This window comes from Ruegeria sp. CDSA241, assembly GCF_059611265.1.
In genome coordinates this window covers 133,115-145,448 of record NZ_JBXWPF010000006.1, presented here as the reverse complement: position 1 = coordinate 145,448, position 12,334 = coordinate 133,115, and the positions used below count along the sequence as shown (strand labels likewise).

General features: G+C 53.8%; 10 protein-coding genes and 1 pseudogene. 6 read left to right on the top strand and 5 right to left on the bottom strand.

From position 1 onward, the window contains the following. Positions 1–9 precede the first annotated feature (9 nt). Positions 10–1,197 carry a 2-aminoethylphosphonate--pyruvate transaminase gene (locus AC2FJV_RS07580; protein ID WP_281995490.1) on the bottom strand — a complete coding sequence of 396 codons (1,188 nt, stop codon included), beginning with the start codon at positions 1,195–1,197 and terminating at the stop codon, positions 10–12. Between the two features lie 119 nt (positions 1,198–1,316). Between AC2FJV_RS07580 and AC2FJV_RS07575 the strand changes: the two genes are divergently transcribed. Next, positions 1,317–2,207, top strand: a complete 891-nt coding sequence (locus AC2FJV_RS07575) for a LysR substrate-binding domain-containing protein (RefSeq protein WP_142637687.1) — start codon at positions 1,317–1,319, stop codon at positions 2,205–2,207. A gap of 32 nt (positions 2,208–2,239) precedes the next feature. On the opposite strand, the gene AC2FJV_RS07570 is transcribed toward AC2FJV_RS07575, so the two are convergent. From AC2FJV_RS07570 to AC2FJV_RS07560, 3 genes are all read right to left on the bottom strand, one after another. Continuing rightward, a complete protein-coding gene (locus AC2FJV_RS07570) occupies positions 2,240–4,261 on the bottom strand; it encodes a putative 2-aminoethylphosphonate ABC transporter permease subunit (RefSeq protein WP_496713267.1) in 2,022 nt (673 codons plus the stop codon). Further along, complete coding sequence (locus AC2FJV_RS07565; RefSeq protein WP_281973207.1) at positions 4,258–5,373, bottom strand: putative 2-aminoethylphosphonate ABC transporter ATP-binding protein; 1,116 nt, start codon at positions 5,371–5,373, stop codon at positions 4,258–4,260. Before AC2FJV_RS07565 ends, AC2FJV_RS07570 begins: the two co-directional genes overlap by 4 nt. A gap of 132 nt (positions 5,374–5,505) precedes the next feature. Next, entirely contained in the window at positions 5,506–6,624 is a 1,119-nt protein-coding gene (locus AC2FJV_RS07560; RefSeq protein WP_496710130.1) for a putative 2-aminoethylphosphonate ABC transporter substrate-binding protein, read from the bottom strand. A gap of 156 nt (positions 6,625–6,780) precedes the next feature. Here AC2FJV_RS07560 and AC2FJV_RS07555 point away from each other — a divergent pair. Beyond that, positions 6,781–7,041, top strand: a pseudogene (locus tag AC2FJV_RS07555) (transposase); the annotation flags it as partial. Between the two features lie 49 nt (positions 7,042–7,090). Here the strand turns inward: AC2FJV_RS07555 and AC2FJV_RS07550 are convergent. Further along, positions 7,091–7,930: a DMT family transporter gene (locus AC2FJV_RS07550; protein ID WP_496713265.1), complete on the bottom strand. Its 840-nt coding sequence runs from the start codon at positions 7,928–7,930 to the stop codon at positions 7,091–7,093. 1,079 nt (positions 7,931–9,009) lie between these two features. Here AC2FJV_RS07550 and AC2FJV_RS07545 point away from each other — a divergent pair. The 4 genes from AC2FJV_RS07545 (at position 9,010) to AC2FJV_RS07530 (ending at position 12,333) form a co-directional block, all read left to right on the top strand. Then, positions 9,010–9,195: a hypothetical protein gene (locus AC2FJV_RS07545; RefSeq protein WP_142637697.1), complete on the top strand. Its 186-nt coding sequence runs from the start codon at positions 9,010–9,012 to the stop codon at positions 9,193–9,195. A 21-nt stretch (positions 9,196–9,216) separates the two neighbouring features. Continuing rightward, positions 9,217–10,365: a TRAP transporter substrate-binding protein gene (locus tag AC2FJV_RS07540; protein WP_142637699.1), complete on the top strand. Its 1,149-nt coding sequence runs from the start codon at positions 9,217–9,219 to the stop codon at positions 10,363–10,365. 114 nt (positions 10,366–10,479) lie between these two features. Beyond that, on the top strand, positions 10,480–10,992 hold the full coding sequence (locus AC2FJV_RS07535; protein WP_281973202.1) for a TRAP transporter small permease: 513 nt from the start codon (positions 10,480–10,482) through the stop codon (positions 10,990–10,992). 12 nt (positions 10,993–11,004) lie between these two features. Next, positions 11,005–12,333, top strand: coding sequence for a TRAP transporter large permease (locus AC2FJV_RS07530; RefSeq protein ID WP_142637703.1), 1,329 nt, complete (start codon positions 11,005–11,007; stop codon positions 12,331–12,333). The last annotated feature ends 1 nt before the right edge of the window (position 12,334 follow it).

Sequence of the window (12,334 nt, the reverse complement as noted above, 5' to 3'; positions counted from 1 at the left end):
CCTTGATCCTTAAGCGGCCAGTTTGGCGCGTTCTTCTAAAGCTTGGAGAGGAGGTGTGGCACTCGACACACCCATTTTTTCCAAAGTTTCCTTTGCGGCAATTACAACTTTCCGCATAACCTTGTCGTCCATCTGACCGATGCACCCAACGCGGAAGCTGTCGACGACGGTCAACTTGCCGGGGTAAATGATGAAGCCTTTTTCTTTCATCAGATTGTAGAACTGATCAAAGACAAAGTTTTCATCGGCCGGGCAGAAGAATGTTACGATGATTGGGCTCAGCCAGCGATTGTCGAGCAGAGTTTCGAAACCCAGCTCACGCATGCCGGCGACCACAACATCCCTGTTGCTGGTGTATCGGGCTCCGCGACCGGAAACGCCGCCCTCAGCCGCATGTGCCCTGAGGGCTTCGATGAAAGCGGCAACCACATGGGTGGGCGGCGTAAATCGCCATTGACCGGTTTTGTTCATATGCGCCCACTGCGCGTGAACGTCCAGAGACAGCGAATGACTGTTGCCCTTGGCATCCTCAAGCTCGTTCTTGCGCGCGATTATGAACCCAAACCCCGGAACACCCTCAATACACTTGTTGGCGGACGAAACCATTGCCTCATAGCGGACTTCCGTAGGCTTCAGCTCGATCGCACCAAAGGCTGACATCGAGTCGACAAGAAGCTTGCGACCAGCGGCGTAAACCGCCTCCGATATTTCCTCTACCGGATTCAGAATGCCCGAGCTTGTTTCGCAGTGGATAGCAACGACATGGGTGATCGCGGAATCATTCGCCAGAATCTCGGCAACTTCAGAGCCACGCGGCGGCAGATAGTCGCCCTTGTCCAAAACAACATGATCGCGTTCCAGATACTCGAGCGTTTGCGCCGAGCGCTGACCGTAAGCGCCATTGGCCAGCACCAATGCCTTGCCATCGCGCGGAATGAACGAAGCCAGCATTGCCTCTACTGAAAACGATCCGCTCCCCTGCATCGGTACACAGTCAAACTCATCGGCGCCCTCGCCAAGCAATGCCAAAAGACTGGAGCGCAACTCCTGGGTCATACCCCGAAAGTCATCATCCCAGCTTCCCCAATCCCTCAACATGGCTTCTTTCACGGCGTATGACGTGGTCAAGGGGCCAGGAGTTAGTAGATAGGGCTCGCCGAGACGCGGTTGTTCAATTTGAGGAAAAGAAGACGTCATAACCAAGCTCCAGATCAACGTTTCAAAGACACAGTTGCAGCAACCGCAGCTATATGTGAAATTGCAAATATCAATCTAATTATAAGCTCAGCCTATGCTCGAACCTTCAGGAGTTTGAAATGCGACATAGCCAGCTCAAAGCCTTTCATTTCGTGGCCAAATATGGTGGGTTTTCGCGTGCTGCAGAGGCGCTTTTTTTGACGCAGCCAGCAATCTCAGAGCAGGTTCGCAAACTTGAGCAGGATCATGATTTGTTGTTGTTCAAGCGTGAGCGAAAAAGAGTGAACCTAACCCCGGAGGGGACGCAGCTTTACCGGTACACCAAGCAGTATTTTGAGATCGAGGATCAGATTGAGGACTATCTGTCAGAAACGAGGGCCGCGATCGACGGCGAGCTGCGGATCCTTGCCGATTCCGCGCACCACTTGACCGACTTTCTGGGACCGTTCCGAGAAAAATATTCGAACATTACGATTACCGTCCGCGCTGGCAACACCGAGGATATTTTGGAGGAGCTCAGATCTTACAATGCGGAAATTGGTGTTGTTGGCAGCGTGTCTCCCGGCAAGGACATGAGCGTTCTTAGCCTCGGTTCGACCGAGATCGTGGCATTCACGGCCCGCAGTTTGCTTCTCGCCTCAAAACCTACATTGTCCCTCGCAGAGTTGGCGGAGTTGCCTCTCATCTTCAGGGAACAGGGATCAAAAACACGTCAAAAGCTCGAAGATGAAGCCAGTAAACGGGGGGTGCCGCTGAAACCGGCGATTGTGGCCGAAGGAAGAGAGGCCGTCAGAGAGTTGGTGGCATCAGGTGCAGGTATCGGGTTCGTGTCCCAGGCAGAATACGGTCACGACGACCGTCTCAGACAAATCAAGCTGCAAGACGTCGACCTGCAAATGGGAGAAAGTATGATCTATCTCTCCCAACGGCGTGAGGTGAAGACCATTCGCGCCTTCATGAAATTCGCCAATTCTGTTCTAGAAGAAAAACAAAACCCCACCAATCAGTGATCGGTGGGGAGATGCCTAAATGGGTTTTCTTGTTAGCGGGTTCGCCAGGCTTGCGTGCGACCGAGGACGCCTTTGGAAGCAATCAGGTGGATGATCCGCGCTGCGGCGTTTGTGTAGAAGATCATCATCCCCATTGCGGCAGCTGGCGCAATATCGCCCGCATCGTCCATGTTTAGCACTGCAATAGATGCCAACGTGGTTTTGGGCGAGTATAGGAACACAACCGCAGATACCGTCGTCATTGCGTTTACGAACAGATAGATTGATATGTCCAGCACGGCTGGCAGGCAAACAGGGACCGTGACACGGGCAAACAACTTCATCGTCGGTTGCTTGAGCGAGGCTGATACCGACTCGAATTCTCTGTCCATCTGCTTGAGCGCTGTCACTGCCGTCAGGTGCGACACAGTATAGAAGTGTGTCACCGTACAGATCACCAAAATTGCCATTGTTCCGTAGATACCGTTCAGCGGATTAGACGGGCTATTGAAGAAGAAGATGTAGGACAGGCCCAGTACCATGCCCGGGATCGCCATTGGCAGCATCGCGAACATCTGAAAGATCGATCGACCTGTTCTGAACCCGTTCGACTTTTCAACCAGATATGCACCAAAGAAGACGACTGAAGTACCGATCACCGCTGTCAAAAGCGCCAGCTTGATCGAGTTAATGTAAGAGCCCCAACCGCCACCATCCATCTTGTTGAAATCGTAGTTCTTCAGGCTCAGGCTCAGGTCGTAGGGCCAAAACTTGATTAGCGCTGCGAATTGGCACACAGCCAGCAGCCCAACGATGAACAAACCGATCAGACAGCAATAGACTAGAAAGAACCGATCTGCCTTTCGATTTGGGGTTGGCTGGTAAGGGACCGACCGGGCCGACAATAAGGCAACCTGCTTTGATTGCACCATGCGGTCGATCGCGAACGCCAGGATTGCCGGGATCACCAGAACGACCGAGACTACGGCACCCATTTCAAAGTTCTGCTGGCCGATCACCTGCTTGTAGATATCAACCGCCAGAACGTTGAACTGACCTCCAATCACTTTTGGCAGACCAAAATCAGTTATGACCAGATTAAATACAACGAAAGCGGCCGAGATCAGACCATATCGCGCGCCGGGAACGGTGACCGTCCAAAAAGTACGCCACGGCGTTGAACGCAGGCTGACTGCAGCTTCGTATAGTCGTGCATCAGAGATCGCCAGCGCCGTTGAAATGATCAGGAAGGCGTGCGGGAAGGTGAAGAACACCGAGCCTATCACGATGCCAATCGGACCATAGATACTGGCGCCGAACAGCAACTCATTTATCATGCCCTGATTGCCGAACAGATAGACCAGCGCGATCCCGGGCAACAGCGAAGGCACCAGGATCGGAGCCATCGCAATCAGACGAAACACACCCTTGAACCGCATGCAACTCCGGTTCAGCGCATAAGCGAACCAGAACGCCAAAGTTACTGTGACAATGGTGCTAATTACAGAAATCCAAAGGGAGTTCTTGATAGAATTGAACAGTGCCGGGGTTGAGAAGTAGTTGACGAAATTTTCCAAGCCTCGCGATTGAACTGGCCTCAGCTGAACCCGCCGGAACTGATTGGAATCGAGCGTGACCCAATCCGTATTGTCTTGCAGCGTAGAACCGACAAGAAACCGCCCGGTGTCGCTCGTGTTACGGATTTGGTACATGACCGGACTGCGAAAGCTGAAATCGGGAAAAAGCTCGGTTACTGATAGCCGCCCGTCTGAGCCGGTAGACAGATCGGTGCCTGAAAAAGCCCCGATTTGTTCGTTCAGTGTGTCGGCTGACAGGATGGTTCCGTCAAATTGCCCCGCCTCGTCACTGACCTGAAACTCGTATTGCGACAACTCCATCCGATAGGTGGAGAATGACTTGGAAAGCATCGTGTAAAGCGGCAGGACCAACGTCGCGACCAGATAGAGTGCGATCACGATCATGCTACCGCGCATCAGGATGTCATCCCTGCTGAGCTTGGGTTTGATGTCAGGCCCGGCTGGAAGAGTCCCCGGGTTGGTTGAAATCTCGCTCATGCTGCCGTCTCCGGAACATCAAAGGCCATTAGCCGGTTTTCGGGCAGTTCAATCACCATGGTCCTACCCTCTTCCAGTTCTAGGCGGCGCACGGCATTGATCGAAAAATCTGCGATCAGTTCCGAAGATCCAAATCGCTCGTTGCTCAAGCGGCATCGCCAGAATGAACCGAGGAATTCCATTTCATCGAGAGTGACGTCGATGCAATTCCTGTTGCCGCCGGTATCGAGATAACCAGCCTCATGCGGGATGATATCCTCCGGTCGGATCGCCGCAATCGCTGGCATTCCGTCGTTGAACGTGTGGCTGAGGCACGCAAAGGTCTTTTCGCCGACGCTCAGTCGACCACCCTTGGTGACCTGAGACTGGATCTGGTTCATTTCTCCGATGAAGTCTGCCACGAACAAGTTTGCGGGTTCTCGGTAAATTTCTGTAGGTGACCCCACCTGCTCGATAACCCCATGATTCATGACCACGATCCGGTCCGCCATCGCCAGTGCTTCTTCCTGATCATGCGTAACCATCACAGTAGTCACACCCAGTTTGCGCTGCAGCTCTTTGATTTCGTGACGTAGATGGACGCGCACCTTTGCGTCCAATGCCGAAAGCGGCTCATCCAGCAACAAGAGACCGGGGTTGGTCGCAATGGCGCGGGCCAACGCAATCCGCTGCTGCTGGCCACCGGACAATTGCGCAGGATACTTTTTGCCTTGTTCAGGCAACCCAACCAAATGAAGCAGTTCGCTGACACGAACGGCAATATCCGATTTGCTGCGACCAGTGTTTTCCAAGCCGAAAGCAATGTTCTTTTCGATCGTCAGGTTCGGGAACAAGGCGTAGGACTGAAACACAATCCCGAAATCACGCTCTGACGGCGGCAGATTTGACACATCCTTGCCGTCTTGCATGACGGTGCCCTTGGTTTGCAGATCGAGACCCGCAATCGCCCGGAGCAAGGTTGTTTTGCCGCAACCCGACGGCCCCAGAAAGCAGACAAATTCGCCTTCATTGATTTCCAGGGATATGTCCTTGAGTGCAAGAAAGCTGCCGAACGCCTTCCACAAATTCTGGATGCTTAGATACAGTTCACCGGGTGGGGTTTTCTGAAGCACGGGAGCGGTCCTCATATCTGCACCTCGGGAACGGCCGATCTGGGCCGGTTGAAGCCGGGCGCGCTGGTCGCGTTGTTTGGAAAAATAGAGTGGTGTGCAGAAGAGGTGCTTACACCTCTTCTGCAGGTTGGTTTACTTCGCTTCAGACTTCCCGTCATAGCGAGACTGCCATTCTTTCAGTATCGCCGCGCGGTTGTTGGCGGCAAATTCAAAGTCGTTGTCGATCATCGCATCCAGAAGACCTTCAGGGAAGTGCTCGACCGGTTTTGCGACGCCAGGATAGGCGACAACGGCGTACCCTGTGTTGTACATCTCGTTGGCTTCCTTGGTGACGGTGAAATCAACCAGTTTCTGCGCGGCTTCGAGATTTGCAGTACCGGCAACAATAGCGGTCGCTTCCATGTCCCAGCCGACACCTTCTGACGGGACAATGATCTCAAGCGGCGCACCATCAGCTTTCGACTTAGCACCACGGAAAGCAAAAGAGATGCCAATCGGGATCTCACCTGCAGCAGCCAGTTTGCACGGCTTTGAACCAGAGTGGGTATATCGCGCGATGTTCTCGTGCAATCCGTCCATGTACTCCCAGCCGCCTTCTTCGCCGAACATCTGCAGCCAACTTGAAACATCAAGGAAACCAGTGCCCGACGAGTTCGGATTTGGCATGATCACCTGATCCTTATACATGGGGTCTGTAAGATCCTTCCACGAAGTTGGTGGCTTCAGTCCCGCCTTCTCGGCCTCGACGGTATTGTAGCAAACTGCCGCAACCCAAGCGTCCATGCCAACCCACGCCGGAGGATTGTCGCCATCGACAAATTTCGCGTCTAGGTCGCCAACACCCGCAGGCGCGTAAGGCTCCAGCATACCTTCGGACTTGAGCAACAACAGCGAAGTGGCTGCGAGACCCCACACGACGTCTGCCTGAGGGTTGTCCCTCTCGGCCAACAGTTTGGCGGTGATGATCCCGGTCGAATCCCGCACCCAGTTGATTTTGATGTCCGGATTGCTCGCATTGAACGTCTCAGCGTAGCGCGCCAGGTCTTCAGCTTCGACGGCTGTGTAAACTGTCAATTCGGTTTCAGATAACGCAACTGTAGCAGTCAAGGAGCTTACGGCCAGGGCTGCAAGAAATTTGGTCTTATGTTTCATCGTGATCCTCTGTCGGTTGATTATTCTCGGGAACGCCATTCTTGAGCAGCGCTTATTTGCAGTTCCATGCCCCGGCAGTGTGACAGATAAATAGATCAAGAAAAATCGATTATACCTTCCACATCATAAGTAAAACCTATGTAAGGCAATCCGCCCTAGCGCTCGGAATTGAGTGTCATACCCCATTGATATGAGATAGGAACTCTCCCTGCACCAGTCACCCAAGAGTTCCGTTCAAATCAGTACGCTTCGGCATTGGCCCATCGAACGGGCGGTGGGCTACGAAATCCGAGGCTACATACTGCTACCCGCAAGCACTATTCAGCGGAAGAGAAGATCAGGATCGTTCTGGACAGGCTCTAGGGTGAAGACAGCATTGCGGAGCTGTGCTGCCGGGCAGGCATCGCTCAGAGTCTGTACTATAGCTGGTCCAAAGAACTCCTTGAAGCTGGCAAGAAACGCCTCGCGGGCTATAAGATACGTGCGGCGACCTTATCCGAAGTTAAAGACCTGCGCCTTGGACTCGTTATCCCGCAACTTCCTTCTCCTTAGTCCAACTTGTACGTCATCTTGTTAGGGCCAGAACCACAATTCCAACTGCCACGATTATCGCCGCCAGAAGCCTGTTGGATTTTGGACCCTCTCCAAACCACATCACACCAATTATTGAAGCGAAGATGACCGAACTTTCTCGGAGCGCCGATACGACACCCAACGGTGCGAAACTCTTAACATAGAGCACCAGACCATAGGCTAAGCCGGAAATGAGTCCTCCTGCTAAGCCTGACCAGACATATCTCTTTGGAAGTGCGATGAGGCGCTCCCATCGGGTCGAGAAGATGAACCCCGCCACTAAGATCTCAGCCACGAACAATACCGTGATATATCCAAGCGTATTCCCTGACAGTCTCACGCCAATACCGTCGACTAAAGAGTAGGAAGCAATCATCAAACCTGTTCCGAATGCCGCCGCGATGCCTACCCAGTTCGTGCCCTTTCCAAGTCCGCCAAAAGACAGGCAACCGATGCCGGCCGAAATGCAGACAATACCGATCCACGCGCCCGGAGGAAGGAATTCACCGGCAAGAAAGACCGCTCCCAACGCCACTAATATGGGCGTTATCCCGCGCGATATGGGGTACACCACCGATAAATCGCCGTAACGGTAGGCCGTGTTGAGAAACCAGTAGTATCCCCAATGAATCAAGGTGGAACCAATAATGTATGGAATTGCAGCCATTACTGGAAAGCCCGTAAAAGGAAGCACGGCAAGCGCAGGTATGGCATGCCCGATCGAGATTAATCCCAACATAATGGCCTTGTCAGGCGCGCCCTTTACGACCGCATTCCACAGCGCATGAAGGAAAGCCGCAAACAGTACGATGAGGATCGCATGTACTGTCATTGCTCGTCGCAATCAGCGAAAACGCCTTGTAGACACATATGATTTTGCACCTCTATGCGCTCTGCTTCATGCGCTGATCGACTGGCGTTCTACTAAATCTTTGCTTGTATCGCTGCGAAAGCGTCGTACAGGAAACAAATCCACAGGCCAATGCAATTTCTGTCATATACAGGTCAGTGAATTCGACGATGGCAAGAGCCTTCTCCAACCGCTCTGCCATATAGTTTGGCTTTGAGTTCGTCATGGTTCGTAACGTGGTTAGGCATTGACTGGCGGTCAAAACTGTCAGGCTTCCGTGTCTTGAGAGAATTCAATCAGAATTGAAGAAAACGTATTATATTCGAAATGAACGCCGCACGGCCTTGTACCCGCCTCAAGGCCAAATCCGTTAACCATATTCAACACGCCAGCAGGCAGGATATCCGCGATCAGTTCACTGAAAACCATTATTGTCGCTGGCGTTGCTTGGCCGGATTCAGGGCCACGCAATAGCCGGCAGCTCCAGATTGTCTGCCAGCTTTTGCACTATCCGCGTCAGAACATTCGCACGCTCGGCCACGCTGGTCGAACCTCAGGCATCGGCAGCCGAATGCGCTGCGTCCAGAGCGGCCTCAACGTCTGAAGCATCAGACCGTGCGATCTGGTCAATGGGCTAGCCGGTGATCGGACTTAGATTCTCAAGATACCTGCCTGCCTTTGGCTTGCAAAAGTCGCCTCCGATCAAATTGCCATAGCGGGATGCAAAGGGCGAGATACTCGTTACCGCCTGCAGATTGGTCATCTCATTCATTGAATTTCTCCATAAGTTCACGGTCGGGGGTTTTGACATCCCGCGCATCGGCTGATGCAGCGGTGTGGGACCCGGCCCACCGTTCTTGTTGTACGGCGACTTGGCTAACATGATGAATTTTCAGAATGTATCCGACCATAATAGTATTACTTTGGTCGCTGCTTGGGGTCTTCCTGTCCGCAATCGCCGAGAGCGCCAAAAAATGTGCCTCGAATGTAAGCGCTTGCACGAATCAAATGTAAGCGCTTACAGTGTCGCTCAGAACTGCAACCTTTTCGGATCCTGTTTTATGTTCCTTACCGCCTCGCTGATCGTCTTTGTCATCTACTTCGCCAACGTCGCTCTGGGGGCCTTTGCAGCAAGCGCATTCCTTGGGGACGTGGGCGAAATGCTGGTTCTGTTTGCCGCGTCGATATTGTTTGTCGTCGCCATTCTTCAAAAAGAGGCTGACCGAAACAAAAAGAACGGCAGCTAAGGATTTCTGGGAGGAAACATAATGGACAAAGATCGCAAGGACCTTGCGTCGGCAGCACGCCGAAATTTTCTGAAATTGACGGCAACAGGCGGCTTCACGGCGGCCATGGTAGCTGGTGCTGCGGGGACGTTGTGGTCAACTGAAGCTGCAGCGCAAAGCGCCAGCGAAGAGCGCGACCGCGAGGCTGCAGCGGACCATATCATGGTTCTGGCAACTGCCTATCCGGTCGGTGCGTCGCGTGGTTATCCAATCATGCAGCTGGACCTGAAGGAAAACATCCAGAACGCGACCAACGGCAAGGTCTATGTCAAACTCGCGCCTGGCGGGCAGCTGGGTGCAGGCGGCGCGCTGGTGCAGGCGGTGCAGGGTGGCACAATTCAGGCAGCACAGCATTCGCTTTCGAACTTCGCGCCATTTGCCTCGACCGTTGACCTGATCAACATGCCGTATCTGTGCGGGTCAAACCAGCGTTTCACAAACCTCGTCAACTCGCAGTTCTGGAAGGACACGGTCGAGCCGAAGGTTGAGGAGAACGGCTTCAAGGCGCTGTTTTATATCAACATCGACCCCCGTGTCGTTGCCATCCGCAAGGGTGGCCCCGGACCGGTCTTGACACCTGGCGACCTGTCCGGCGTCAAGTTCCGCGTTCCCGGCTCGAAGATGCTGCAGCAATACTACCGCATGGTTGGTGCAAATCCGACGCCTGTGGCCTGGGGAGAAACCCCGTCTGCGATCAAACAGGGCGTCGCTGACGCGCTTGACCCGTCCGTGGGTGCGCTCGAAGTCTTTGGTTTCAAAGATATCCTGAGCCATGTGACTTTCACCCAGGCCGTGCCAGACAGCCAAGTTTATTCGTGCAACCTGGAATGGTTTAACTCAATGCCCGCCGACGTGCAGGAAGGGATCATGTGGGGGTCCGAGATGACCTCGCACCAGAACCTTGCCAAAGTGCCATCGGCCCGCGCCTACGCTATGGCCGAACTGATCAAAGCAGGTGTCGAATTCCACTCGCTCAGCGAAGAGCAACTGGCCGAATGGAAAGCCGCTGGTGGCTACCAACGGTCCGAATGGGACGAGTTCAAGATCGATCTGGCCGGGTCCATGGACAACTTCGCCAAGATGGAAGAAGCCGCAGGTACCCAAGGCAAGTACTACGTGCATGACGCTTAACAGTCGGGTCGGGCGTGCCTCCACGCGCGCCCGATCACCAATATTCTCCCGCCTCAGTAAAATCCAAACGCGTCAGCGCGGTTCGTTTTGCTAGGCAAATCAGCAGGTTCTCACATGAGCTTTTTGCGCCGAATTGATAGAGACGCCGAGCGCTGGTTGCTTCTGGTCTTCTACGTGATGCTTGTCATCACCATGGCGATCGAGGTGCTGCGCCGGGAAATATTCTCTTTTTCCTCGATCTGGGGCGAAGAAATTGTGCGGTACTCCTTCATCTATCTCGCATGGATTGGTGCTGCGGCTGCAGTGAAAGAGCGCGCGCATATCCGCATTGACGTGCTGATGCACTACCTTGGGCCGCGTCCGAAGGCTTTGCTGTATATCTTTGGCGACCTGGTGATGTTCGGTGTTGCTGTGATTGCCCTCTATTGGTCCTACGAAGCCGTGCATGTGTCTGCCAAATTCGGGTCGGTCACGGACGGGCTGCGCATTTCCAAAGTATGGTTCCTGATGGCGGTTCCATTGGGGTTCGGCCTGATCATATTGCGGCTGATTCAATCCCTACTGCGCGACATCCATTCTCTCAGAACGGGCAAACCCGTTTTTGAGGGCGACACACTCTTTGATTGAGGGATGAATTGAATGCTTTGGCAAACCTTTGATCAAACCGTCGAGCTGGGTTGGGATTTCTATCTCCCCGTTATCATATTCGTCTCGCTGATTGCACTGGCGGTTCCGGTTTGGGCCGCCATCGGGACTTCGGCGATCCTGATGCTGGTCATGTCCGGCGACCTTCCCCTGAGCCTTGTTGGTGAAAAGCTGTTCACCGGCATTGACGCCTTCGCGCTGACGGCGGTGCCGCTGTTTATCCTGACAGGGGACGTGCTGGTCCGAACCGGGCTCAGTCGAAAATTCCTTGATGTTGCCGAGGCATTGACGTGTTTCACCAAGGGTGGTTTCGGGTCTGCCACGGTTCTTGTCTGTGGCATGTTTGCGGCCATTTCGGGATCGGACGCAGCTGGTGCGGCCGCGGTCGGACGTATGACTATCGCACGCTTGGTCGAAAGCGGCTATCCGCGCCCCTATGCCTGCGCTCTGGTGGCGGCAGGCGCCTGTACCGGCATTTTGATCCCACCGTCGATCGCCTATATCATCATCGGCCTTGTTCTGGGGATATCCGCATCGACCTTGTTCCTTGCGGCCTTGATCCCGGGGATCGCGATCCTGTTGTCGATCCTGATCACGAACCTGATCGTTAACCGCATCTACGCCTATGAAGGTGGTGGACAGATGACGATGGCCGAATGGTTGGGTAATCTGGGCCGTGCTCTAAAATCCGGTTGGTATGCGTTTATCGTGCCGGGCATCATCTTTTACGGCATATTCTCGGGCCGCCTGACACCAACAGAAGCGGGTGCAACGGCCGTCGTCGTGACAATCATCATGGGCTTTATTCTGCGGACGCTGTCCCTTGCGGATTTTCCCGCCATGCTGGTCAGTTCGGCAAAGGTGAACGGCGTCATCCTTCCCATAATCGCTTTCTCGGCTCCGCTGGCCGAAGCGCTGGCCATCATGGGCGTGCCGCAAGGTTTTGTGACATCGGTGACCGGGCTGACGGATGAACCATGGTTACTGATCCTGCTGATGATCGGAATCCTGATCGCCGCCGGTTGCGTTATGGAAACCACGCCGAATATCGTGATCCTTGCGCCTATCCTGAAACCACTCGCGGACAACATCGGCATGAACGAGATACAGTTCTGCATCATGATGATCACAGCTCTTGGCGTAGGCTTCATCACGCCGCCATTGGGGCTCAACCTGTTCGTGGTGTCTGGCATAACCGGGGAATCCATCCTCAAGATTGCCGCCCGTGCCGTTCCCTTTGTTCTTTGCATGTTCTTGGTTGTGTTGCTGATTGCTTATATGCCAGCGATTTCGACTACGTTCTTGCCCGAAATCTACAAGTAGG